Origin of the sequence: Pedobacter sp. Leaf176 (genome assembly GCF_001424305.1) — a bacterium.
GTDB lineage: Bacteria > Bacteroidota > Bacteroidia > Sphingobacteriales > Sphingobacteriaceae > Pedobacter.
Genome location: NZ_LMPD01000006.1, coordinates 276,209 through 302,489, shown reverse-complemented (window position 1 = coordinate 302,489; position 26,281 = coordinate 276,209). Strand labels below are relative to the sequence as shown.

The window sequence follows — 26,281 nt, the reverse complement described above, 5'->3', positions numbered from 1 at the left end:
TTGAGGCATTGATTAATATGCTGTTAACACAAATTCTAAATTTTGATCACATGATTTCATTTAACGGACACAACCGGACGGTAGTACTTTAGCCGTTAAATAGCATTACTTTATTTTTCACTAAAGATTAACCAAAAGGCATTATTTCCTTAACAGTAAACCGAGAATAAAGCATGAACTTCGTGCCCATAAAAATAGTATATGAATATCGATAACACGTACCATAACGAAGATTTAAGAACGTTTATGAAGAAATTTGACCCAAAGAAATTTAAAATTACACGTGCCGGGGTTGAAATTCGCGGCATTAAAGATATGTACAGAAATTTGATGCATGCCCGTACCATTATTTCCAACCTCGAATTAAACCTTACTGTTGTGCACACTGCAGAAATGCTTAGTTATGGGGGCTTTCAGGTAAATACAATTTAGTCAATAGAACTACATCTGAAAAACCAACATAAGTGGCATTTTTGTATATTTAATAAAGATTTTTTAAGATGAGAGATAGAAGATTTTTTCTAAAAGGGAGTCTGGCTTCCATACTTCTTACGGGTTTGTCGCCCGTTGTGGGGCTTGCCGATGATTTTACAGATTCAGTTTTACCCACTAACAATGCAACAAAATTGCGATTTGCAATTGCTTCGGATGGGCATTACGGGCAGCCCGGAACCAATTATAAAACGGACCACGAGAATATTGTACGTTGGTTAAACACCGCACATGAAAAAACGCCGCTCGACTTTGTAATAATTAATGGTGATTTGGTGCACGACAGACCAGAACTGCTTCCTGAATTAAAAAGTCTTTATTTCGATAAATTTAAATTTCCGTTTTATGCAATTCCGGGTAATCATGACCATGCAGATGCTAAAATTTGGAAATCGGTTTTGGGTTATGAGGATAACTTTTCTTTCGAAAAAAATGGCGTTGGCTTTGTAATGGCAAATACATCCGATTTAAAGGGTACCTACATTTGTCCTGATAACGGGTTCTTAAAACGCGAATTTGAAAAGTTTAAAGATTTAAAAACTGTATTTGTTATCCTGCACATTCCACCACATTTTTGGGTTCCTGAAAGTCCTTTTGTAGAATGTAAAGACACCTTAGATTTGTTGCACATTTACCCAAATATTAAAGCTGTTTTTCATGGTCATGATCATAGCCTCGATTCTGTATTTTATACCCAAAAGTTACCGCACTTCTTCGATGCACATATTGGGGGCAGCTGGGGTACTGCTTATAAAGGTTATAGAATTGTAGAGGTTTCTCAGGATCATAAAATTTCTACCTACCAGGTAAATGCCAGTAATAATCCTGTCCTTAATGAAGTTAAATTCTAACTGACTAACAGGTGAAAATCTAACGGACGGAATATTCAGATGTACAATGGTGCCATTTTACGCCAGTAATGTGGACGATGGGCATTGCTTTCCCACCGATAGAACTGATTCTGGATGCCTTTCTCCCATAGTATTCTACTTAAATGTTGATTTCCAGCAAGAAAAGGATCTGTTTCACCTACGGCCAGAATAATTTCCATTTTCCGCAGATGATTCAGCAGTGCTTCCTCATTTATATTTGCGATGAATTGCGAAGGCATATTGAAATAGACTGTCTCGCTTATGTAACCACTCATTAAATCTTTGAAATCGCCTGGTGCATCAGTCAAATCATATCGGCCGCTAATGCCGACTGCTTTCTTAAACAGCCATGGATATTTTGTGGCCAGGTTAATTGCATGATATGCACCCATGCTGCAGCCTGCGGTTTCTATGAAACCTCCTTTATTTATGGCCTGAACAAATGGCAAAACCTCATTTAAAATATACATTTCGTATTGGAGATGCCTGCTTATCCTAACTGATGGAAAAATAGAATGGTTGTAAAAGCTTTCTCCATCAATACTATCCACACAAAAAAGCTGAACTTCGCCGTTATCTATTTTACTTTTGATGGAATCGACAATGCCCCAGTTTTCATAATCATAAAACCTGGCCATTCTTGTGGGGAAAAAGACAACGGCTCTTCCCGCGTGGCCGAAAACGAGAAGCTCCATTTCTCTTTCCAGATTATCACTAAGCCATTTATGATATTCCCTTTGCATGCGAATTCTTTGCGGAAATTAACTTTGTTATATTATAGAAACATTAATAAATTATCATGATTAGCCTATTTTTTTCCTGATGATTGTTTTCCATAACCGGTAGCCTGCAGGGCTTAAATGTAAGCCGTCTTCCTCATAGTATCCGGCATTTGGCGCTCCGTTTTTATCCAGCATTTCTTTAAAAATATTAATGAATTTCCAGTTCGCATTACATTTAATTATTTCGCTTTCAATCAGGTTGTTTGTGTACTTAAACTGGTCGGCCAGGTGCCATCGCGACACGCTTGGCTTTAAGGAAACAAAGTAACAGGGGATGGATCCGAAACGCTGTCTGACCTTAACAACCAACTGTTGAAAGAAGATAAAAATTTCTTCCGGATGTCGCCCATCGCCAAGATCATTATCACCAGCATAAAAAACGAGGGCCAGCGGATCATAGCCAACCATAATTCGCTCGAAGAACCATACGCAAGCCGCGAGCGTAGAACCGCCAAACCCGAGGTTAATTACGCTGCGCTCTGGGAAATCTTCCTCAAGCGTTTCCCACAAACGTATGGTAGAACTACCATAAAAAAGTGTCAGTTGGCCCTGTCTTTTCCGCGACTCGATTTGTTCAAGCTGCTTAACTTCCTGTTCGTACCAGTACATATACCAATTAATATTTATCAATTATAACAAAACCGAAACAATATTAGCTTTTACTTTTACTGTTTTGAATTAAGTTTAACAGGCTGTTAACATTTAATAAATCCTGCGTTGGCATTAATTAAAAATAGGGGAAGGGGTTCAATTACATATTCCCTTATTAACACAGGATTAACATTTGGTTGCTTGATTTGTACTTATAAATTATCAATTAAATGAAAAAAGAGATAACGACCCTTGCATTTGCAATAGCAATTGGCGTGGTTGGATGTAAAAAGAATTCCGATAGCCCTTCCCAGGAAATCGTATATCCGGATGTAGCTGAAGCTTCAGATCCGGCAACGTTATTTACAACGAACAGCGGTGTAAAGGTATACAACGGAGGTTTCGGTTCGGCTGTTGCGGCAGATCCGAATGACCCTGCGGTATTTTATATGTTAACTGACAGGGGATCGAACGTAGCCGGGCAAATGACCAATTCGATTATCATCGGAAAACCAGATTTTACCCCGCAAATCGGAAAGTTCAGGTTAAAGGATGGTAAGTTGGTTTTAGAACAAACCATCGAGCTTAAGAATGCCGCCGGCGGTAAATTGAATGGCGTACCGAACCCGGTTGGGATGGGTGCTTCAGGAGAAACGGCTTATGATTTAAACGGACAAGTGATTACACCGAGTGCTGATGGGATTGATTCGGAAGGTTTGGTAAGGGCATCTGATGGGAGTTTCTGGGTAAGCGATGAATACGGGCCACATATTGCACACTTTGATGCAAGTGGAAAAACAATCGAGCGGATTAACCCTTTTGGCAGCGGTGCCGGGGGTAGAAAAATCCCAGTCGTATTTGCCAACAGAAGGGCTAACCGCGGAATGGAAGGCCTGGCGATAACACCAAATGGAAAAACGCTTGTAGGCATCATGCAGTCGCCGATGTACAATCCGTCCAAAACAGCCGTTGCAAACTCTACTGTATTGAGGATTTTAACGTTCGACATCGCCACAGGTGCAACCAAACAATATGCATACCTGATGGAGAATACAACTTTAACCGGGGTAAGTGATGTAGTGGCCGTTAACGCGACAACTTTTTTAACCATTGAGAGAGACGGACTTTTTGGAGGAGATCCAACCAATCCGGCAGCCTTTAAGAAGGTTTTTAAAATAGACATCAGCGCAGCTACTGATATTTCGGACGCCGCAAATGGTGCAACCGGAAAACTATATGGCGGTAAAACAGTAGAAGAATTAAATAACCTGGCTGGTCTCACTTCAGCGGGAATTACTCCGGTAACAAAAACACTTGTGCTCGATTTACTTAAAGATTTGCCATCTGTTTATCCGCACGACAAAGCAGAGGGTTTAGCTTTATTGCCGGGAAATATTTTAGTGATTTCTAATGACGATGATTTCGGTGTGGTGGATAATGGAGCGAGTGGCTTTGCTCAAAAAATGGTACCATTAACGAAGTCGGTAGATAGAAACAGGCTTTACTTTGTGAAGGTAAAACTCTAATTAAATTAGAATAAAATTTGGTTTATAGGGGCTTATAGTTTGACTATAGCCCTTTTTTAATTTTCAGTCAATGCTAATAAAAAGATGTCATCTTGATTTCTATGATAAACCAAATCATTTTTACACATGGTTTGGTTTTTTTATGACGGCAAATATTCTGTGGATGATTTTGTTTATTTAATAATATTGGAAATGCTAGACCAGTTCTAGAAATCGTTCTGACAAGCAAAATTAGTTTTTCAACGCTGTTTTCCGCTAGGCCGTCCAAAAAGGGAAAGAAAAAATGTCTCCCGCAGATTACACAGATATACGCAGATGAAATAAAAAAACCTGCGTCGTTAGCGTAATCAGCGGGCGGATTTAACAAAGAATCCAAAGCCATGGTTCGTGTCCTCACGAACCAATATTATACTTTCGATTCGTGAGGACACGAACCGAGGCGTAGGGATATAGTTTTACTATAGCCCTTTTTCAATTTTCAGTCAATGGCAATAAAAAGACTTCATCCTGAGCGTGTTGAAGGGTATAAAAGCTCTTCAAGCGGCGTTACGATGCTTCGGCAAAACAGCACAGGCTAAGCTCAAGGTGACAAATTTAGAGGCACTTACACGAATTCTGTTTATTGTTATTTAACGCTTAACACAAGTTTTCAGATTTGATTCCCTTAATCTTTTGTTAAAATAGCATACGGTATTTAACAATTTCATAATCCTATCTGAGCATAACCCTAACGCCCGGCGCACATCTTTGTGGCGCAATAAAGTATTTTTTTTTTGTGCTGAGTTGCATTTTACCAAACAATCATAAAATTCATTCATGAAACAAAATTACAAATTCAATTATTTGTCTTTTTTAGGAAAATGGCAGTGCTTCTTCATATTCCTGATTCTATTTTCACTCAACACTTTCGCTCAGAGCAGCAAAACCATTACTGGTAAGGTGACTGACGAAACCAACCAGCCTGTTCCAGGCGTAACCGTACGCATTAAAGGCGGCAATGGTGGAACATCGACCAACAGCGATGGTATTTATAGCATTCAGGCAAAAAGCAGTGATGTGCTTACTTATTCTATGCTTGGCGGATTGACCAAGGAAATCATAGTCGGCAATCAAACCTCCATTAATGTTACTTTAATGCCCGATAACCAGACTTTAAAAGATGTGGTTGTTATTGGCTATGGTACAGCGAATAAAAAAGATTTGACCGGTGCGGTTACTTCAATAAAATCGGAAGAGTTTAACCAGGGGGTTATGGTTAATCCGGCGCAGCTTTTACAAGGTAAAGTAGCCGGTTTAAACGTGACAAAAAGCGGCGACCCTAATTCAAAGCCTTCAACTATTTTACGTGGGCCATCTACTTTAAGGGAAGGTGCCGCGCAGGAACCATTTTACGTTATCGATGGTGTACCAGGCGCTTCAATTGATTTACTTGCGCCCTCTGATATTGAAAATATTGATATCCTTAAAGATGCTTCTTCAACTGCTATATATGGTTCGAGGGCTGCAAACGGCGTTATCATCGTAACAACCAAAAGATCTAAAAGTGGGCAGGCCCGTTTATCCTACAGTGGATATGCGGCAGTAGAAAAGGTATCGAAAAAATATGATATGCTTTCTGCGCCCGAGCTTAGACAATACCTCGCCGATAATAAGCAGACTTTAAATCCTGTGGATGATGATGGTTCGGATACCAACTGGCAATCGCTGCTCGAAAGAACAGGCTATTCACAAAACCACAACCTTTCTTATGGTGGTGCAGGTCAGTCTTCTGATTATGGTGCGAGTGTGAATTACCTGGACAATAAGGGGATATTAAAAAATACTTCGTTAAAAAGAACTGTTGTCAGGGCCTACCTTAATGAAAAGTTTTTTAACGACAGGTTAAAACTTGGCTTAACGGTTACGAACAGCAATTCGAAAAATTCGGATATCTATCAATCTCAGGCTTTGCCAAATATGCTTTTCTATTTGCCAACCGTTAGCCCTTTCAACACGGATGGTACCTATAAAGAAAATTATAACCGTACGGGAAGCGGAACCAGAAACCCTCTATCAATTGTAGACAATAACGTTATCAATAACCTGAACAACAAAACCCTAATTAACGGGATGGCGCAGGTGAATATTCTTGACGGTTTAAGGTTTACAGCCAGTGTTTCTTCTCAAAGAGACCAGAATAATTATAGCACTTACCTGAACAGCCAGTCGGGATTAGCCAGGGGTGTTAATGGACAAGCGCAGAAAATCGACGTTTTAAATAAAAGTCAGGTGCTAGAAGGTTATTTTAACTACGATAAGACCTTTGGAAAACACAGTTTAAAGTTACTTGCAGGTTATTCCTGGCAGGAAGACAGAACCAATGATGGTTTTGGTGTTACCACCCAGAATTTTTCGAATGATAATTTAGGTTACAACAACCTTTTTCTTTCGAACCCAACATTGCTTTCACAAATTGCATTCAACAACGCCCCTATATCTACCTTAAGATTAATATCATACTATGGCAGGGTTCAATACAACTATAACGAGAAATATCTGTTTCAGGCATCATTAAGAGATGATGGTTCATCTGCTTTCGGTAGAAATAACCGTTGGGGTTTATTTCCTGCAGTGTCTGCCGGATGGAGAATCATCAGCGAAGATTTTATGCAGGCCGTTCCGGTAATCAGCGACTTAAAACTTCGTGCAGGTTATGGTGTATCGGGTAACAGTTTAGGTTTTGATGCTTTTTCATCTCTGCTTATTTATGGTACACTCTCAGGAAGCAATAAATTTCTAAATAACGGAAACATCAGCAATGCAATTGGTCCGGTTAGAAATGAAAACCCAAACCTGAAATGGGAGAGTACGGCAACGACGAACATTGGCCTGGATTTTGGTTTGTTTAAAGACAGGATAACAGGTTCTGTTGATTTCTATGTAAAACAAACTTCCGATTTAATTTACGATCGTTACGAAGTATCAACAACGCAATTTTTCTTGCCAACCATTACCGCCAACGTAGGTAAAATTAAAAATACGGGTATTGAATTTGCTCTAAATGCTGTTGCGGTTAAAACAGACAATTTCCGTTGGACAACTTCACCAAATATTGCGCACAATAAAAACGTTGTTCAAACCCTTTCAGATGACTTTTATAAAATAGCAGCCATTCAAACCGCCCAACTTGGTGGTAAAGGCCAGTCTGGAAATTACAGCCAGCTTATTCAGCCAGGTTATGCTTTAGGTACTTTCAACTTATGGAATTATGCAGGTAAAAATGCTGCAGGTGTAAGTACGTATGTCAACGCCGCTGGGCAAACCATTGCAACGCAGCCCTTAACAACTGATGCTAAAATTGCAGGCGATGCACAACCGAAGTTAATTTATGGCTGGGCAAACAGTTTTAATTACAAAAACTGGGATTTTAACTTCCTTGTTCGTGGTGTGTTAGGCAATAAAATACTGAATGCTACGGCTGCATCTCTAAATAACCCGGCGGATGCCAAACTACAGAACATCCCAAGGTTTACTTTGGGTGAATCGTTCAACGACATCAATGCTTACCTGATTTCCGATCGTTTTCTGGAAAGTGGTTCTTATCTGCGCCTGGATAACGCAACGCTTGGTTATACGATTAAACCTAAAACGCCTTCAATTAAAGCGATCAGGTTATACGTTACGGCAAATAACCTGTTTGTAATCACAAACTATAGCGGTATCGACCCTGAAATTAATATTGGTGGCTTAACGCCAGGTATTGATAACAATAATTATTATCCAAAAACAAGAACGTTCAGCTTTGGTGTAAATGCATCATTCTAAAAATACAAAAATGAAAAAGTTTATAATTTTATTTAATATTCTGGCTGCTCTGATGGTACTGGAATCCTGCAGCAAGCTTGATGTAGATGTAGAATCGCAGTATGTAAAGGATAATTTTCCTTACACCAACTCAGATTACGCGGCGCTTTTCGGTACCATGTATTCTAACTTGTCTTCGCAGTATGGCGTTCCATACTGGAGAATGCAGGAGCTTTCTACCGACGCGGCGATTATCCCGGCACGTGACGGAAACTTTGATGATGGTGGCCAATACCGCCAATTACACTACCATACTTGGACCATCGATCATCCAAATGTAAGGGATATCTGGCAATGGGGATTTGGTGGCATCAACAACTGTAACCGCCTCATCAACCTGACCAATGAATCTTCAGTTTCTGAAGCGTCGAAAGCAAGCAGCCTGGCGGAAGTTAAGGCCATGCGGGCATTGTATTATTACTTTATGATGGATTTGTACGGTAACGTGCCAATTATCGATACTTTTCCGGTAAGCAGCCTGCCTGGAAACCAAAGCCGCGAAAAAGTATTTGAATTTATAGAAAAGGAACTTTTAGCTGTCGTTGCTCAATTACCGGCTAAAGAAAACAACAACCGGGTGTTGGTTTACGGCAGGCCTACACAGGCGATGGCTTATGCCTTACTGGAGAAAATGTATTTAAACGCAGAAGTTTATACCGGCAAGCCGAGATATGCAGATGCGGTTACTATGGCCGATAACATCTTAAAAAACAGCAATTATAGCCTGGACGCAAAATACAGCGATATTTTCGATGTAAACAACGGTCCTCAGATTAATGAAACCATTTTTGCAATTCCTTACGATCAGCAAATTCCAGGCAATCAGATTACCAGGTTTGGTTTTTACCCTGCTTTGGCAGCATCTTATGGTATAAATGTCGGTTTCAGTATCGCCATGAGCACCACGCCGGAATATTACAACCGTTTCAATTTAACAAACGACATCCGCAACAGTTTCTGGTTAATCGGTAAACAATACGCACCGGATGCCAGCCGTAAGCCTGATTTAACAAAGCCAGTTTTTGTTGCAGGAACAACTACGCAAATTGAAATAACGCCCGACTTGATTTTAAAACCAGGCAAACCAATGGATTTGGGTAATACAGTTGCCGACCAGGCCAAAGGGGTACGTTCGATAAAATACTGGCCTGATGTTAATGCCATACAGGCAACCAGGTTAAATGGAAACGATATGCCGGTTTTACGTTTAGCCGATGTGATGTTAATGAAAGCCGAAGCCATATTAAGAGGCGCAACAGCAACTACAGTTAATGGTGAACTGCAAACGCCTTTGGTTTTAATTAATAAAGTAAGAAGCCGTGCAGGTGCTGCAAGTGCATCAACAGTTACATTAAATACATTGCTTGATGAAAGAGCGCGTGAGTTTAGCTGGGAAGCCTGGAGGAGAAATGATTTAATCCGTTTCGGACAATTTGAAACTGAATATCCGCTACCAAATGATGTGCTTTTTATGAATAAGGACATCACCAGGAGAATTTATCCCATTCCGGCGAACGAGTTAAAATTGAACGCGAATTTAAAACAGAATCCTGGTTATTAAAATCAAAAATATGAGACTGATTACCTGTGTTGGTTTATTGCTCGTTCTGCCTGCAATTGCCTTAATTGCAAGAAAGGATGATTTGCCAATAAATCAAATACAGGTTATTGGTTCACATAATAGCTATAAACAAGCCATTAACCCATTGCTTTTCAATGTTTTAAAATCGCAAGATTCGTCAGGAGCAAACAGCCTGGACTATGAGCATATCGCAATGCCCGATCAATTGGGGATGGGTTTAAGAAATCTGGAAATCGATGTATATGCAGACGATAAAGGCGGTAAATACGCCCATCCAAGAGGTTTTGAACAAGTTGTAGGTCAACCTGAATTTGATAAAGATGGCGAAATGAATAAACCAGGTTTCAAGGTCTTCCATGTTCCGGATTTAGATTTCAGGTCGTCGGCACTAAGCTTTAAAACTGCATTGCAGCAGCTGAGAAACTGGTCGGAAGCTAATCCGGACCATACACCGGTTTTCATGACTTTAGAAGCAAAAGACGATTCGACAAAGCGCAGAGGTTTTACGCAGCCGGAAGTTTTTACAGGTAAAACATTTGATGAACTGGATGCCGTTATAATTGAAAATTTAGGAAGGGATCATATTATAAATCCTGACATAGTTCGGGGTAAATACAAAACCTTGGAAGAGGCTGTTCTTGCCAATAACTGGCCGAAGCTTAGCCAGGCTAAAGGTAAATTCATTTTCGTCCTGGATGCAAAAGATAGAAAACGCGCCACCTACCTGGAGGGTCATCCTTCGCTTAAAGGCAGGGTGATGTTTGCTAATGCAGAACCGGGAACGCCTGAAGCGGGTTTAATGATTCGGAATAACCCAAACGATGAACAAATTCCTGCACTGGTGAAGGAGGGCTACATCATCAGAACAAGGGCAGACGCAGATACGAAGCAGGCCAGAAACAACGATTGGAGCGATTTTGAAGCTGCCTGCAAATCGGGTGCACAGATTATTACTACAGATTATTATAAAAAGAGTACGCACTTTAAATCGGATTATGCCATCAGTTTTGCAGATGGAAAATACTTTAGGGCGAACCCTTTATTTAAAAAATAAGTTAGATATGAACAGAAGATCATTATTAAAAGGAGGCTTGTTAACCGGTTTAGGTTTGCCTTTTGTAGGTATAAAAGATGTTGCAGCTTTCCCTTTGGCTGGTCGAAAAAAGGCCAAAAATATCATCATGATGGTGAGCGACGGGATGAGCATAGGAACGCTGAATATGGCCGACTTATATTCGAACCGGATACTTGGACGAAGCAGCAAATGGTTGGGCCTTTACCGGGACAACAAAGCTGTACGAGCTTTAATGGATACCGCTTCTGCAAGTTCATTGGTTACCGATTCTGCCGCGGCCAGTTCATCTTGGGGTGGCGGTATGCGGGTTCGGAACGGTTCTTTAAACGTAGGCATGAACGGCGAAAAACCGCAGCCAATCCTTCAAAAATTTAAAGAAAAAGGTAAAAAAGTGGGTTGTGTTACCACGGTACCAATTACACATGCAACGCCGGCAGGTTTTTGCGTTAATATTGATAACCGAGGGGGGCAGGATCTTATTGCCGAAATGTATTTAGGCCTTAAATTCGATGTGATGATGGGTGGCGGACATAAATATTTCGGCGAGAAGAGAGCAGGTGGAAACCTGATTCCCAAATATTTAACACAGGGCTATAAAGTTGCAGAAAACAGGATGGAAATGTTGGCCCTTGATAAATCGAAACCTGTATTGGGTTTGTTTGCAGAGGATGGAATGCCTTATGAAGTAGACAGGCTGCACGACCAGGAACTCATAAAATCAACGCCAACTTTGGCAGAGATGACCATGAAAGCCATAGAACTAATGAAAGACCACAAAGATGGTTTTGCCTTACAGGTTGAAGGGGGTAAAGTGGATTGGGCTGCACATTCAAACGACCTTAGCGGATTAATTTTCGATCAGCTTGCTTTTGATGAAGCCGTTGGAAAAGCGATAGAATTTGCCGAGAAAGATGGAGAAACATTGGTTATTATTACAACCGACCACGGTAATTCCAACCCAGGTTTATTTTATGCTGATGAAGCCAATAAAAAGTTCGATAGTCTTCAAAACTTTAAACGCAGCAATACTTTGCTTCTTGCACAGTTAAATCAATCATTCAGCGAGCAGAAAATAATTGATTTGATTAAAGAAAATCAGGGTTTTGAAATGAAATCAGAAGATGTAAAATCTTTATTGGTACATTTCAAGGATATTGTCCCCGGTCAGATTTATAATGAATCGAACCTGCCGTTTTACGAGTACGGCAAAATTTTGGGCAAATATACCGATGTACAATGGGCCGGAATGAACCATACTGGCGATTATGTGGAGCTGACGATGTTTGGTCCGGGTTCGGAAAATTTAAAACCCTTCATCAAGAATTACGAGCTGCATAACTTTATGCTTAAGGCTGCAGAAATGCCCGAGGCGTTTTTGGTAAAAGCTTGATCTTGATGAAACGGCAAAAAAATAATCAGGAAGCTGTATCAATTAAAAATCTGGCTTAAGGCCAGATTTTTATATCGTTTCCGGTCATCCGATAGCTATCGGATCGTGCGCAGGCGGGAAACACGATTGCTCAGCGAAGCTAATCTTAAAGCGCCCCTCAATAGCTTTAGGATTCCAATTAAATTGGGAATGACGACTTATCATTATAATTTGCTTTTATTCGTTGCCCGTCATTCTCGCGAAGGCGGGAATCTTAAAGCACCTCAATATCTTTAGGATTCCCAATTAAATTGGGTATAACGACGGATTAAAATATAATTTATCTTTGATACACCTCCTTTTTTAAATTAAATCAGTTAATGATTACCATTTTAAAATACTTTCGCTTTTCATTGGGCCTCATTTTGTTGTTTAGTATTGGCTATCTCAACGCACAGGAAACGACTAATCCTCCGGCAATCATAAATAAAAATGGTGTTTGGCTGAAAGGCGATTTGCATGTGCATTCGAGGCATAGCACCGAATCATCTAACAATTCGGTTTCGAAAATCATAAATTTTTCAAAATCAGTTGGTATGGATTATTTGTGCATAACCGACCATGATAATCATGTAAAAGGCGATGTTGCCCATCATACCTGGGCCGACCCGGAGTTCAAATCTGATTCGTTGCTTTTGCTTTATGGTGCCGAATGGACAACCACCAGGGGACATGCAAATGTATTTTCTGATAAGCCATATGATCACCAGCGGTTGTTCGATATTAGAGATGCACGTGACATCAATATTGGAAAGGTCAAGAAATCGTTGGGTGTTCATTTATCGGCAAATCACCCGAGCGGAAAAGATAATTTCGGCTTTTCTTACGATTTGGTTCAATCTATAGAGGTCTGGAATTCGGCTATGTGGCCAAAAAATGCCAACGCCATAATGATTTGGGATGACATGCTTTCTTCGGGCAGAATGATGACGGGTAGAGGAGGGAGCGATACCCACCATGGTGTACCCACGTCAAGCGAAAAGCCCGGCGCGAACACTTATCAGGCTGAATTTAATTATGTAGGTACACCCACAACCTGGGTTTTCGCAAAAGAACGTAATTTAAAGGCAGTTGTGGATGCATTAGATCAAGGAAAGGCTTCGGTGAGTTCAAATCCTTTCGCTCCAAGAGTTGAGTTTTATGCTGATTTTAAGGCCAACGGTAAGTTTGAAATGATGATGGGCGACAATGCTATTTCGAATGGGAAACCCATTAAGTTCCAGGTGCAATTGATTGGCAACAAATTACCTGAAGAACAATATACAGTTACCGTAATAAAGAATGGCGCAAAGCTAAATACTTTTCTGGTCGGCGGCGAAATTCCTGTACTTCAGTTTACCGATACACCCGATTTAAAAGGGCGTACCTATTACCGCGTTACGGTAGAAGGAAAGAATACAGATTACCCACAGGTGCCAAAATCTGCAGCTTTGAGCGAAAAAATGGTGGCTTTATCAAATCCGATTTACTTTAATTTCAATCCTGATTTTTGATCATAGTTGGGGCGCTTTGTACCTTAACGTTTAGGCAATTGTTAATGTTAAGGCAATATTGCTTATTTATCTTTGATAAAATTTACCAATTCACATAATGAATCTTTCCTACTTCGTAACTTTTACAGCTGCAATCCTGTTTTCACTTGCAGTAAATGCGCAAACAAAACCTGCCAGCCAGGGCCACAGTCACAACGATTACCATCAGAATATACCCCTTTTGCAAGCTTATTATGCCGGCATGGGATCGATTGAAGCGGATGTTTTTTTAAAAAAAGGTGTGCTTTTCGTAGCGCACGATAGTACGGAGATAGCAGCAGAGCGAACACTAAAAAGGTTATATTTAGCGCCCTTAGCTTCACTCTATAAGGCAAACGGCAATCGGGCTTTTAAAAAATCAGATCAAAAACTCCAACTGGTCATTGACATTAAACAAGACCATGTAAATGTGCTGAATGAACTGCTCGCAGAACTAAATGATTTCGGTGATGTATTTAACACCAGCAAAAATCCTAACGCAATAAAGCTGGTGATAAGCGGCGATATGCCCGCGCCTTCAAACTTTAAAAACTGGCCTGATTATATTTATTTTGATGGCCGCCCTGAAATTCAATATACAACTGAGGAATTAAAACATATTGCCATGATAAGTCAGGATATTAAAAAATATTCTGTATGGAACGGAAAAGGTGTACCTACACCGACAGATTTAGCGAAATTGAAAAAAGTTGTCGAAGATGCACATCAGTTGAATAAAACCTTTCGTTTCTGGGCGACCACAGACAATCCCAATACCTGGATTGTTCTTAATCGCCTTGGTGCTGATTGGATTAATACCGACCATCCAGAAAAATTTTCAGAATTTTATGCGCAGCAGGAAAAACGCAGTTACACCAATCCAAATCCTTATCCGGTTTACACACCGTCTTATCGAAACGATGGCACCAATAAAAAAGTTAAAAACGTTATTTTACTAATAGGAGATGGGATGGGCCTGGCGCAGATTCACGCCGGTTTAATTGCCAATCATGGAGATTTAAATATCAGCAGGATAAAAAATATCGGTTTTTCACAAACTGCCGCAGCCAATTCAGATAATACGGACTCCGCTGCCGGAGCAAGCGCGATGGCAACCGGCGAAAAAACCAATAACCGATACGTTGGTATGGGAACCGACAATAAAAAGCGTACAAATCTTATCGATTCGCTGAATAATTTTGGGATTAAAAGCGGGATACTAAGTGTAGGAGACATTACCGATGCCACTCCCGCAGCTTTTTACGCGCATCAAACCGAGCGCACCAGAAGCAATGAAATCGCCGCTGATTTATTAAATTCTAAAGTAGAAGTCCTGGTTGGCTCCAATCAAAAAGCATTTTTGAATAATAACGATGCCGGCTTGATTGAAAAATTAGGCAAATCTGGATTTTCGCTGAGTAAAAGCTGGTCTGATTTTTCAAAGCAATCAAGCGGAAAACAACTCGTTCTATTGCCCGATGAAGATACCCGGCCGGTATTGAAAGGGCGTGGAGACCTGCTTAAAAAAGCCCTTTTGAAAACCGTTGGGATGCTCAATAAAAACCCTAACGGCTTTTTCATTATGGCAGAAGGTGCACAAATCGATCATGGTGGCCACACAAACGATTTACCCGTGGTTATTACCGAAATGCACGATTTTGATAAGACGATTGAGGCTGCCTTGCGCTTTGCAGACGAAGACGGAGAAACACTCGTTCTGGTTACAGCCGATCATGAAACCGGCGGCTTAACACTTTTAGATGCAGATACAAAAAGCGGAAAGGTTAGCGGTCATTTTAGTACCGACGATCACACCAATATTATGGTACCTGTATTCGCTTACGGTCCGCATTCTGGCGAATTCAGGGGAATTTATCCTAACAACGAAATATTTAAAAAGATAATGAGTGTACTTGTAAATGGCAAGTAGTCCTTTTAGACTTAATTGCTTTAGTTGTCCTTATAGAGTAAATAGTGAATTGATCAAAAGAAAAATTAATTTTCGAGTTAGAATCATCGTTATTTTTTTAGCTGTAAGCCGTGCAAAGGTCAATAATTGAGTATGTGGAAGTATGTTGTGAATATGTTAATGCAACATTTTGGCAATTCTGCGACTTACCTTAAAATACTAAATATTTATGATCCGTATTACCACTATGCTGCTGGGTTTGATTACCAGCCTTAATGCTTTTTCTCAAACTCGGGTCCAGCTAAAAATTGACAGTGTGTTTAGAATGATGCATGCCCAGCGTCAGTTCAATGGTACCGTATTAATTGCAGATGGTGGCAAGGTAATTTTCTCCAAGGGCTATGGACATCGGGATACGCTCTCAAGACATGGAAATACGCGTGAAACCATTTATGAACTGGCATCCTGTTCCAAGCAGTTTACTGCTGCTGCTATCGTACTGTTGCATAGAAAAGGAATGTTGCGTTATGAGGATAGCCTGGTCAAGTTTATTCCGGAATTGGCTTCATGGAAGGGAGTCACAATCTATAATCTACTCAGGCATACTAGTGGAATAGGCGAATATTTTATAGATATGTCGGCTGGCTGGGACCATAAGAAAATAGCAACCAATGATGATCTGATCAGATTTTATGCATCGCGTCAGGATTCGCTATTATTCACGCCAAATAGCAAGCACCAATATACCAATACAAATTATGCACTTCTAGCCACCATTGTGGAACGTGTCTCCGGTTTGAGTCTTGCTGAATTCTTAAAGAAGCAAATTTTCTTGCCTTTAAAAATGAACCATACTTTCATTTACAATAGCAGGCAACATCCGGAGAAGATCAGAAACCGGGCTACAGGATATGTATGGAAAAGAAATTCATTTGATAAAATAACATCTGAAAATCCAGCGTATGGCGACAGTTTTGTCTTCTATCTCGATGGTATTGTTGGAAATGCCAAGGTGAATTCAAATGTTAATGATGTTTATAAATGGATAAGAGCATTGAAAGACAAAACGTTTTTTTCTTCAGAAGAATTTAATTTGATGACGGCCGTAACGAAGACAAGCTCGGGCAAATCCATTCCGTATGGATTTGGGCTTGATTTATCCGGCAACAACGATGACCTTTCCTTTGTCCATACGGGAAGCTGGGATGGCTATGCAACCTTTATCCATCACAACATGAGTAAAGATCGTTCTGTCATCGTTTTACAAAATTTTAAAATGGGTGCCTATCCATTTAAAACAATTAGCCAGATTCTGAATAATCAACCCATTGGTGTAGAATATGCAAAAAAGATTTCATTACCGCGGGCAGCTGTAGAAAAGTTTACAGGTGTTTATCTTGATGTTGACACCAACGGAGGACAGCAGAAAATTACATTTTTGGATGGTTATCTGATCCATAATTCCAAAGCTGTACAATGGGATATGCGATTTTTTCCTATAAATGAAAATTGTTTTCAGGCCATTAGGCAAGGCGGCGCAGATGCGGTGCTCAAGTTTACGGAAATGGTCAATGGAGATACCAAACTTGAAATGCTACAACGCGGAAAGGTTATCGGCACCGCTTTAAAAAAGAAAGTTTCTGAAATTTAGTTAGGGATTGCTGATAAATGTATACTGAAGAATATTGATTATTTAATGTCCGGACCCGTAAAAATAGTTTTAAATGTAGTACCCTGCTCTGGTACAGAGCTCAATTTAACGTTTATATTCAAATAGTTTGCTATGCTTTTTACAATGGCCAGTCCCAATCCATATCCGCTGTGCTCTGAATTTACTTTTTTGAAACGATCGAATATCCTGGGCATATCTTCTGCTGAAATTCCCTTTCCGCTATCTTCAACAATAACATAATAATTTTCTTTTTCAAAGCCATCTGCTATTGTGATTTTACCATTTTCCTTGTTGAACTTGATCGCGTTGTTAATCAGGTTATAAAACAACTGGAATAAAAGGTCGTGGTTTATATGGCCTATCACTTTATTGTGAACCAATTTGATTTCGATCCGTATATTTCTTTCTTCCAGCCTATGGCGAATTTCCTCAAGTATTTCTTCGAAGAGCTTTTTGGGTTCTATGCTTTCCTGCCTGGAAAACTGTTCATTCTCAATTCTGGAAATCAGCAGCAGCGAACGGGAAATCTTTTTTAACCTTTCCAGGGTCTTCATCATGTCGATGATGTATTCTTGTACCGCTTCCGAAGCCGTTTCTTCAACTAAAAGGTTTTCCATCTTATTTTGCAAAATGCTGATGGGCGTCATAAACTCATGCGATGCGTTGGCTGTAAATTCCCGCTCTTTTTCGAAAGCATCGTTAATCTGGTTCATCAGGGAGATCAACGATTGATCCAGGTAGCTAAAATCCGCAGTAGTAGTACTGATCTTTTCGTGGTTCTTTTTAAAAGGAAATCTATTATTGGAAAGCCTTGTTTTAATTATTTGCCCTAATGGTTTAATCAGCTGGCGTGTAAAAAGTAAATCAATTACAATGCTCAGGGCGATTAGAATTATAAGGACATACAAAGCAAATTTTTGCAGCTCTTTGTTATAAAGGTTGATGCTGGCGGTGGTTTTACCGATTTCTAGAAGGTAATTGACCTGGTCTTTCTTAAAAGTATGGCTCAACACCCGGTAGGCGATCGTATCCTGCTCCACAATCCTTCTGGTATCCCGAATGGTGTCTAGTTTTAGTTTAGGGTTTGCAAGCTCAAGTGCGATGTACTCATCTTTAAGCATGGTGTAACTGCCATAATTGTTCTCGCCTTCAAAATAGTAATTAATGCCCTTCTGGTTGATGTTATGAAGTACTTTTTTTTGCTGATTCCGGAGTGAAAAATTAGTGTAATTTGATGCAATCTCCTTAATCAGAAAAGGAAGCACTAAAACAAACAGGCCTACAATTGCAAGTTTAGAACCTGTGATAAATAAGGTAAGCTTAGTAGATAGTTTCAATGCTTTTTAATTCTATAGCCAACACCTCTAACAGTTTCCAGCCAATCGGTAGGTGCATAAACGTTTAATTTTTTCCTGATATTTTTTATATGGGCATCGATATAGTTGGAGTCGTAATCATCATCAGCAAAATTACCCCAAATATGTTCACTTAATTGTATTCTGGTAAGCACCCTGTTTTTATGCAACAAGAGATAACTTAAAAGGTCGAATTCTTTTCTCGAAAGTTCGATCTGTTCCTTATCAAAAAACACAAATCTTCTTTGCAAATCGACATTAAAAGCACCCAATGAAATCAATTCTTCAGTTACGTTAAATTTTCGCCTGGCAATGGCCTGCATTCTCGATTGCAGCTCCGGGAGAAAGAAAGGTTTGGCGAGGTAATCATCAGCACCCATATCCAGTCCAGCAACCCGGTCCTCTAAATTTCCCCGGGCGGTTAGAATAATGTAAGCGGCGTCAGGATTGTTTTTTTTTGCGTTTTTCAGCAATTCCAAGCCATCGCCATCCGGCAGGCCTAAATCAATTAAAATATAATCATACTGGTTTAAGTCGAGCTTTTGCAAGCCTTGTTTAAAGTTGTGGGCTAAATCGCACAGGTAGAATGCCTTTTTCAGGAATTTTTCGATCTCGAATGCGAGCGTCTTTTCATCTTCAATGATGAGTACTTTCATAAATTAAAACTGATAATAAGCAGCTAAACCAAAAAACGATTGTTGATGTGCTACATTTTCTTCCTTTTTATTCCCCAAAACTGAAAACTGATAACTTGCCTCCGCTAAGAAATTTCCGTAGCTCCAATTGAGTGGCAGTTTGAAGTTATAGGATAAAAGCTTGAACCTGCTGGATGAATTTTCTATGGTTTGGGTGTTACCTTTGTTTGAAATGCCAGGTGCTGAACCGCTTTTACCATTGCCATTAGCGTTTTGTCTTTTGCTTTTTTCGATGATATAGGTTTCGTAAAAATGTGTCGTGCCGGCAGTAATTTCAATTGCCGGAACAATAGAAATTAAATTGTTTTCGCTAAAAATGGCACCCAGACCAATCTCTTTGGAATTGGTAAGACCGATAAATAAATCCTTTTGCTTTCCGAAAGCGAAATCGATACTGAAATCCGTTTTAAACCAGGGCCATTGACGGGCAGCTGAAGCATTGATGTTATTGTTATTTGAGGCCTGGAGCAGGGGGGAGTTAGACGGGAAAAAGGAATGTGTGTATGCAACTCCAGCGCTAAAGTTTTCATTAAACTCATGGTCATAACCAATGCCTAAGTCGGTTTCGGAGATGGCCGAACCGAAATTTAATAACTTATAACCACCTCCCGAAAAGTATAAGCCATTTGGCAACCTGTATGTCGCATTAAATAAAATATAAGGATATTTTTCGGCAGTCACCTGTCCGTAGTAACTGATATTACTGTTGTATATAGCGGCAAGGGTAAGCGTGGCTTTTGAAGTATCCTGCTGGGCAAATACGACGCTTGTAAATAGGAATAAAGCCAAAATTGAAATACGGAAGCGCATATGCCAATTTGTTAAGGTCTTTTAATTTTTGGTTTAATAATTTTAATTGGTTTTACCTTAATATTGGGTTTAAGGGCCACCGGCTTAGGCTGCCTTTTCGCCTTGGGTACTTCTTTAATTTCAGGCTTGTCAGGCTTTTGATTTGATGTTTTCTGCTTCTGGCTTTTTTGCGCCTGTTTTTGTTTATCCTGATCCTGTTGTTTATCTGTTGCACTAATCACCGCGGCATCCTGAGGCATAGAATAGCCTTTCAGAGAAATAAACAGGAATAAACAGCAGGTGATAAAAAATCTGAACATCCGATAAATATAAAAAAAGTTTACCTCATACGAGGCAAACTTTACCTAAAACCATTCAATAATTGAACAATCTATAATTCAAATCTAAATGAGCAACATGAAAATAAGATGAAAAAAATAAATTAAAAATTTCATGTTGGTTTCATCTTCGGCTTACAACTTTGGTGCGTTAATAAAAAAATAAAATCTACTCATTATGAAAACAAAATTTGTCTATACCATCTTTTCGGCGTTATTGCTCGCCAGTGTAGCATTTACCGCATGTAAGAAAAACGAAACAAGTGACGGCACGACTAAAGTTCAGATTAAAATGACTGATGCACCGGGCGATTTCGATAAAATCAATCTGAGCGTAAAAGAAATTGTATTGGTATCAGGGGGCAAGCCTTATGCATTCGCATCTACAGTCGGTGTATTCAATATCCTTGATTTTAGGATCGGAACCAGCAACCCTGATATTTTAGTTGCTTCAGGCGAGATGCCTACAGGAGAAATAACGGAAATCAGATTGGTATTAAATGAAACGGGCAATACCATTGTTGTTAATGGTGTTTCGCAAGAGCTTAAAACACCAAGTGCGCAAACATCGGGCTGGAAAGTAAAGCTAAGTGCGAATCCAAATTTGGTTGATGGCGCTGCATATACGCTGCTTTTAGATTTCGACGCCGCAAAATCCATCGTAAGTACCGGAAATGGAAAATATTTGTTGAAGCCTGTAGTGCGTGGCATCGCTACAGCAACCACCGGTTTGGTTTCGGGCACCGTGTTACCGCTCGCAAGTCATCCTGAAGTTCTGGTTATTGCCGGAACAGATACAGTTGGGACTATCGCAGATCCGCTGACAGGCAGGTTTACTGTAGGCGGTTTATCAGCCGGAACTTATTCGGTGAAATTCGCTCCGCTTGCCGGCTATAGAGATAGCACAATTAATTCGGTTAAGGTTTCGCTGGGGCAAAATACAGCACTAGGAACCATTACCCTAAGACAAAATTAATTTAACCCTTAAACTTACTATATGAAAAAGTTATTATTTATGTTGCTGCTTGCATTAGCTTTCAGCATTCATTTTGAATCAAAAGCGCAAGTTGATGTAAATGTCAATATTGGTTCGCAACCATCATGGGGTCCATCCGGCTATGACTATGTAGATTATTATTACCTGCCCGATATTGAAAGTTACTATTACGTTCCTAAAAAGCAATTTATTTACATGGGCAACAATGGCTGGCTTTTTACAACAGCGCTGCCACCCAAATATAAAGGCTATAATTTGTACAATGGCTACAAAGTGGTCATAAATTCGCCCTCACCATACATGTCCTTCAAAGCACATAAGGTAAAGTACGCCAAGTATAAGGGAAATCATGGTCAGTCAGTAATTGGAAAAAACAAAAAATATACGGCCGCCAAAGGAAATTCAAATTTCAGGAAATCTGTTTCTCATCAAAAAGTAAAGCCAATGAAAGCGCAACAGGTTAAAGGCAATTGGAAAGGAAATCACCAGGGCAATGGCAAGGGAAAACATTAGTTATTTGCGTGTTTAGTCCTGTTATTTTATTACGCTTAATAAAATGATGTGATTGAGCTTATAAAATGAACTGCGTCAGTCATACATATCTTCAATAAATTTGTGTTAGAATGCGGAAGAACCTTTGGTTTAATGCATTCTAGCACAATTAACAACAATGAATTGTTAACGAAAAGGCTTGAGCTTGCGATGTTTTAGCAGTCAATAGGCAGCACTGGTAATATTTGTTTAAGGTGTTAATAATAGAATCTAAATCCAAAATAAGAACTCAAAAGGTTTAAAGAATATGGATTTGATGGGAAAGTATTTAAACGCTGATGCCTCCTAGAAATAAAGCCCTTATAACCTGGCCTGTTACCAGTGAGTCATGTTCTAATGGTTGTCTGTAACAAACTCTTAGCTCTGTAAACAAACCGCAATTGACGATTATAGCAGTATTAAAACAGCTTCATTTGTATTTCTGACTTCTGAATTCCAAAGACTGTCCTTCCACCGTATTTCCAGCTATCTGATCGCTCTTTTTCTATAACTTTATTAAAATCCATGTTTGGGGTAAAATTCTGTTCCGCATTTTTTGAAATCTGATGGAGGGATTTTATTGCTTGCTGTTTATCGCTATTTCCGATTTTTGCCATATCAATTGCCTTCTGCAAAACCCTTATGGTTTCGTCATAAACATTTACGGGAACTGGAAAAGGATGACCATCTTTTCCTCCGTTAGCAAAAGAAAACCTTGCCGGATCACTAAAGCGAGAAGGCGTTCCGTAAATAACTTCGCTTACTAAAGCCATGGATTGCAATGTTCTCGGACCCATACCTTCCAGCATTAAGAGTTCTTCAAAATCCGATGGTTTTTTTTCCTGAGCCAGCCACAAAATACTGCCCAGTCGCTTTAAGTCCACATCTTTCGCTTTTAAATCATGGTGCGCAGGCATAACTAGTTTTTGTATTTCTGCAATCATTTGATTTGGCCTTTCATCAGTAATCGCTAACATGCTTGCCCTCGTTGTTGAAGCGTCGTTAGCTGTTAAATTTAGAATTTTTCCCTGGTTGATGCCGCAGATACCGGTATGCGGTTCTTCAACAAATGATTTAAGGTTTTCTGAATGCCAATGGTACCTCCGCGCGGTTGAACTAGAGTTGCTCATTCCTTGCTGAACAACAGCCCAGTCACCCTCACTGCTCAAACTAAAACTGTGCAGGTAAAGCTGGAAACCATCCTGGATCGCAGTATTATCAACCTTGGCACTCAATTTACTGGCACGAACCAGTTCATTTCCGTTTAAACCCGTTCTATCAGCAACTCTTAGAAGTTCGGCAGGTGTTTCACGGCTATGCTTTCCCTTTCCTCCGCAGATGTATATGCCCAACTCTTTAGACAAGGGATTTATGGATTTTTTCAAGGCACCCATTACAGATGTTGTAATACCCGAAGAATGCCAGTCCATCCCCATAACCGCTCCCAGGCTCTGAAACCAGAATGGATTACTTAGCCGTCTGATAACTTCAGCCTTGCCATATTCTGCTAAGATGGATTCAGTAATTGCCAGACCAAGTTTGGCCATACGCTCGGCAAGCCAGGGCGGTACATGGCCATAATGTAATGGTAAATCTGCGCTTCCTGATCGTTTCAATACTAACAAATTTAGTAAATATTTTAAAGATTATTAGTGCATTCAGAAGAAATAAAATAATACGATTATCTAACAATGTGTTTGTGCTCTTTGATACCATCATTAAACAATCGATTTACGCTTGAAATCAATAGAACATTAATTTTTCTGTCAAAAAATGAGTAATGAACATTTTGATCATATAAATTAGACGGACGCTTATTGTCACTAAACTAATGTATTTTATTTTTGTTAAGATTGCTATTGATAACGCTTTCGAAATGAGAAGACTTTTACAGAAATTACTTAACGCCTGGATCATCAGGATGTCGAACAAATTTGGCTCCAGGCCAGACAGAGCGCGCATCCATGAAGCCTTGTCGAAACTTTATGACAATATAAATTCTCATCCGGGTAAAAGAGGTGAAATTTATGAACTTAACGAAGGGCATAAAATTATTGTTCTATCTGATCAACATAAAGGGGGCAGGGATTTTTCGGATGACTTCGCTTTAGCGGAAAAAAACTATTTGAAGGCACTTGAGTACTATGAAGCAAGGCAGTTTATCTATGTAAATCTGGGCGATAGTGAAGAGCTTTGGGAAAATTTACTCGAATCAGTTATCAAACATAACAAGGCAACTTTTGAAGCGGAAAAAACATTTATAAAACGAAAAGCTTTTACTAAAATATTCGGAAATCACGATTTATACTGGGATAACGATCCCTTATCTCAATTTAACTTAAAGAGGATATACGGAGAAGTAATTCGTATTTATGAGGGTGCAATTCTCCGTTTTAATTTAAATGGAAAAAAGTTAGATGTTTTTTTAACGCATGGCCACCAGGGCGATCTACAAAGTGATGGAAATTGGTTCAGCAAATGGTTTGTGAGTACGATATGGGCTCCTCTGCAAGCCTACTTAAGAATAAACCTGAACACACCCGCTTATAATAATCAGCTAAAAACGGAACACAATATATTAATGTATGATTGGGTTCAGAATCAGAATGGGGTTGCTTTAATTACAGGACATACGCACCAGCCCGTTTTCGCATCTCTGACCTATCTGGAACGCCTGTACGTAAAATTAAAAAAGGCTGTTGGTGAAAAAAATACGATTGAGGTCGATAACTTAACTTTAGAATTGCATAAATTGGCTGCGAAAGGCGAAGAGCCGCCTGTTATAAATAAATATAAATCTGCCTATTTCAACTCAGGTTGTTGCTGCTTTAGTGATGGAGATATAACCGGAATAGAAATTGAATCGAGCTTAATCAGGTTAATAAAATGGTCTTATAAAAATGGGGACATGTCTGAAAGATTTGTACTTGAAGAAATGAAACTTGAAGATTTGCTTTAATAATCATTTATTTAATAGGCAATTCGACATAGAAAGTGCTGCCCTGGTTTTTTCCGTCACTTTCTGCCCATATTTTTCCTTTGTGCAGATCGACCAGCATTTTAACTAATGCTAAGCCCAAACCATTTGCGTTCTCGTTATCTGTGGCATAAGAACTCATAACAGCAAATTTCGTAAAAACCTGCTCAAGGTCTGCCTCGTTTAACCCAATTCCACTATCTTTAACTGCAATGGTTATTGTTTCGCTATTTTTAAACACCAAAACTTTGATTTCAGTACCATAGTTAGAAAACTTAATGGCGTTGCCGATAAGCTGTTTAAAAATTTCAATAAATTTTCCTTTTTCTGAATAGATTTCGATGTTTTGTTTGATATCGATCAGAACGGTTTGTAATTTCTTCTTAGCAGAAAGCGAGGTAATATTTTTTATTTCATTAAAAACATCAATAATATTCAGCTTTTCCTTCTGAAGTTTATAAGTACCTTTTACGCTTTTTGCCGATGAAAGTATATGGTTGAGTTTATCGATGATACTTTTAGATTGCGCATTAATTTTCCCTGCAATTAACGTAATTTTTTCATCAACTCCAGTTATCCTGCTCATTAATTCAGATTGAAGGGATATGGTAGTCATCGGATTCTTTAAATCGTGCACGAGCACATGCAGCCTGTCATCTTGGGCCTGCAAGGTTTTTCGAATGGAAATTCTGGTTTCAAGCTTATCCATTACCATAGTCGCCAATGATTTTAAAATCGTTAACTGCCTGCTATCAGGATTGTGCGGAACAACATCCGATACGCATAATGTACCCAAAGCGTATCCATCGTCGGTTAAGAGTGGTGCAGCAGCGTAAAACCTGACTTCATCGTTATAGTTATTTAACCTGATATCGTCTGTCTTATCATCGATAACAGTAACGTCTTCACTTAACATAGCAATTGAGCACAAACTATTTTTCCTCAGATTACTTTTTTCTATATTGCCGATGTTAGATTTGAAGAATACATATTCCTTAGCTATGAAATTGATGCCAGCCATTGGTACATTGAAAACTTCAGCTGCCAGTGAGGCAATTGTATCAAATGCCTTTTCGGCTGGGGTATCTAAAATTTCAAATGATGTTAATTTTTCAAATCGATTTTCCTCGTTAGCAGGAATAATATTTTCAGGAAAACTGATTTTAGTCATAATGATAAAAGAAATTCAAAGTTAAATATTAATATTTACCTGTGTTGTGAAAAAGATAAAGATCGAAACAATTAATAAGTAAATTAGTTAGTTATAACGATTGATATCACGAGATAATATTAAGCCTAATCATTAACAATGTTA

Annotated in this window: 21 protein-coding genes; 13 read left to right on the top strand and 8 right to left on the bottom strand. The window is 39.3% G+C overall.

The genetic code is table 11. The annotated features are described in order from the left end of the window. Positions 1 to 201 precede the first annotated feature (201 nt). Both ASF92_RS17400 and ASF92_RS17395 read left to right on the top strand, forming a co-directional pair. Positions 202 to 432: a hypothetical protein gene (locus ASF92_RS17400; protein ID WP_056096197.1), complete on the top strand. Its 231-nt coding sequence runs from the start codon at positions 202 to 204 to the stop codon at positions 430 to 432. A gap of 68 nt (positions 433 to 500) precedes the next feature. Beyond that, positions 501 to 1,343, top strand: coding sequence for a metallophosphoesterase (locus ASF92_RS17395; RefSeq protein WP_056096193.1), 843 nt, complete (start codon positions 501 to 503; stop codon positions 1,341 to 1,343). 35 nt (positions 1,344 to 1,378) lie between these two features. Here ASF92_RS17395 and ASF92_RS17390 read toward each other — a convergent pair whose 3' ends face one another. After that, positions 1,379 to 2,107, bottom strand: coding sequence for an esterase family protein (locus ASF92_RS17390; protein ID WP_056096191.1), 729 nt, complete (start codon positions 2,105 to 2,107; stop codon positions 1,379 to 1,381). A 60-nt stretch (positions 2,108 to 2,167) separates the two neighbouring features. Beyond that, positions 2,168 to 2,755, bottom strand: a complete 588-nt coding sequence (locus tag ASF92_RS17385; protein WP_056096188.1) for a GDSL-type esterase/lipase family protein — start codon at positions 2,753 to 2,755, stop codon at positions 2,168 to 2,170. A 212-nt stretch (positions 2,756 to 2,967) separates the two neighbouring features. Between ASF92_RS17385 and ASF92_RS17380 the strand changes: the two genes are divergently transcribed. From ASF92_RS17380 to ASF92_RS17340, 8 genes are all read left to right on the top strand, one after another. Further along, the gene (locus ASF92_RS17380) at positions 2,968 to 4,263 is read left to right on the top strand and encodes an esterase-like activity of phytase family protein (RefSeq protein WP_056096185.1); all 1,296 of its coding nucleotides are present in this window, start codon (positions 2,968 to 2,970) and stop codon (positions 4,261 to 4,263) included. A gap of 816 nt (positions 4,264 to 5,079) precedes the next feature. After that, positions 5,080 to 8,067, top strand: a complete 2,988-nt coding sequence (locus tag ASF92_RS17370; RefSeq protein WP_082489604.1) for a TonB-dependent receptor — start codon at positions 5,080 to 5,082, stop codon at positions 8,065 to 8,067. Between the two features lie 10 nt (positions 8,068 to 8,077). After that, a complete protein-coding gene (locus ASF92_RS17365) occupies positions 8,078 to 9,667 on the top strand; it encodes a RagB/SusD family nutrient uptake outer membrane protein (protein WP_056097117.1) in 1,590 nt (529 codons plus the stop codon). 10 nt (positions 9,668 to 9,677) lie between these two features. Continuing rightward, positions 9,678 to 10,742, top strand: coding sequence for a phosphatidylinositol-specific phospholipase C1-like protein (locus tag ASF92_RS17360; protein ID WP_056096177.1), 1,065 nt, complete (start codon positions 9,678 to 9,680; stop codon positions 10,740 to 10,742). Between the two features lie 7 nt (positions 10,743 to 10,749). After that, a complete protein-coding gene (locus tag ASF92_RS17355; RefSeq protein WP_056097115.1) occupies positions 10,750 to 12,153 on the top strand; it encodes an alkaline phosphatase in 1,404 nt (467 codons plus the stop codon). A gap of 359 nt (positions 12,154 to 12,512) precedes the next feature. Next, on the top strand, positions 12,513 to 13,685 hold the full coding sequence (locus tag ASF92_RS17350; protein WP_082489603.1) for a CehA/McbA family metallohydrolase: 1,173 nt from the start codon (positions 12,513 to 12,515) through the stop codon (positions 13,683 to 13,685). A 97-nt stretch (positions 13,686 to 13,782) separates the two neighbouring features. After that, entirely contained in the window at positions 13,783 to 15,633 is a 1,851-nt protein-coding gene (locus ASF92_RS17345; protein WP_231729853.1) for an alkaline phosphatase, read from the top strand. 208 nt (positions 15,634 to 15,841) lie between these two features. After that, positions 15,842 to 17,263: a serine hydrolase gene (locus tag ASF92_RS17340; RefSeq protein WP_056096174.1), complete on the top strand. Its 1,422-nt coding sequence runs from the start codon at positions 15,842 to 15,844 to the stop codon at positions 17,261 to 17,263. Between the two features lie 38 nt (positions 17,264 to 17,301). Here ASF92_RS17340 and ASF92_RS17335 read toward each other — a convergent pair whose 3' ends face one another. Genes ASF92_RS17335 through ASF92_RS17320 form a run of 4 tightly spaced genes read right to left on the bottom strand, consistent with a single transcriptional unit; the run spans position 17,302 to position 20,443 of the window. Next, positions 17,302 to 18,621, bottom strand: a complete 1,320-nt coding sequence (locus ASF92_RS17335) for a HAMP domain-containing sensor histidine kinase (protein ID WP_056096169.1) — start codon at positions 18,619 to 18,621, stop codon at positions 17,302 to 17,304. After that, positions 18,618 to 19,295, bottom strand: coding sequence for a response regulator transcription factor (locus tag ASF92_RS17330; RefSeq protein WP_056096164.1), 678 nt, complete (start codon positions 19,293 to 19,295; stop codon positions 18,618 to 18,620). Before ASF92_RS17330 ends, ASF92_RS17335 begins: the two co-directional genes overlap by 4 nt. A gap of 3 nt (positions 19,296 to 19,298) precedes the next feature. Beyond that, positions 19,299 to 20,144 (bottom strand): hypothetical protein, encoded by an 846-nt coding sequence (locus ASF92_RS17325; protein ID WP_056096161.1) that lies wholly within the window; start codon positions 20,142 to 20,144, stop codon positions 19,299 to 19,301. An 11-nt stretch (positions 20,145 to 20,155) separates the two neighbouring features. Further along, a complete protein-coding gene (locus ASF92_RS17320) occupies positions 20,156 to 20,443 on the bottom strand; it encodes a hypothetical protein (protein ID WP_056096157.1) in 288 nt (95 codons plus the stop codon). Between the two features lie 196 nt (positions 20,444 to 20,639). On the opposite strand from ASF92_RS17320, the gene ASF92_RS17315 reads away from it, so the two are divergent. Both ASF92_RS17315 and ASF92_RS17310 read left to right on the top strand, forming a co-directional pair. Beyond that, a complete protein-coding gene (locus ASF92_RS17315; RefSeq protein ID WP_056096153.1) occupies positions 20,640 to 21,437 on the top strand; it encodes a DUF4382 domain-containing protein in 798 nt (265 codons plus the stop codon). 21 nt (positions 21,438 to 21,458) lie between these two features. Next, positions 21,459 to 21,971, top strand: a complete 513-nt coding sequence (locus tag ASF92_RS17310) for a hypothetical protein (RefSeq protein WP_056096151.1) — start codon at positions 21,459 to 21,461, stop codon at positions 21,969 to 21,971. 437 nt (positions 21,972 to 22,408) lie between these two features. Here the strand turns inward: ASF92_RS17310 and ASF92_RS17305 are convergent, their stop codons facing one another. Beyond that, positions 22,409 to 23,605 (bottom strand): DUF763 domain-containing protein, encoded by a 1,197-nt coding sequence (locus ASF92_RS17305; RefSeq protein WP_056096149.1) that lies wholly within the window; start codon positions 23,603 to 23,605, stop codon positions 22,409 to 22,411. Positions 23,606 to 23,820: 215 nt separating this feature from the next. Between ASF92_RS17305 and ASF92_RS17300 the strand changes: the two genes are divergently transcribed. After that, the gene (locus ASF92_RS17300) at positions 23,821 to 24,948 is read left to right on the top strand and encodes a metallophosphoesterase (protein ID WP_231729852.1); all 1,128 of its coding nucleotides are present in this window, start codon (positions 23,821 to 23,823) and stop codon (positions 24,946 to 24,948) included. Between the two features lie 7 nt (positions 24,949 to 24,955). Here ASF92_RS17300 and ASF92_RS17295 read toward each other — a convergent pair whose 3' ends face one another. Next, complete coding sequence (locus ASF92_RS17295) at positions 24,956 to 26,137, bottom strand: GAF domain-containing sensor histidine kinase (RefSeq protein WP_056096145.1); 1,182 nt, start codon at positions 26,135 to 26,137, stop codon at positions 24,956 to 24,958. Positions 26,138 to 26,281: the final 144 nt, after the last annotated feature.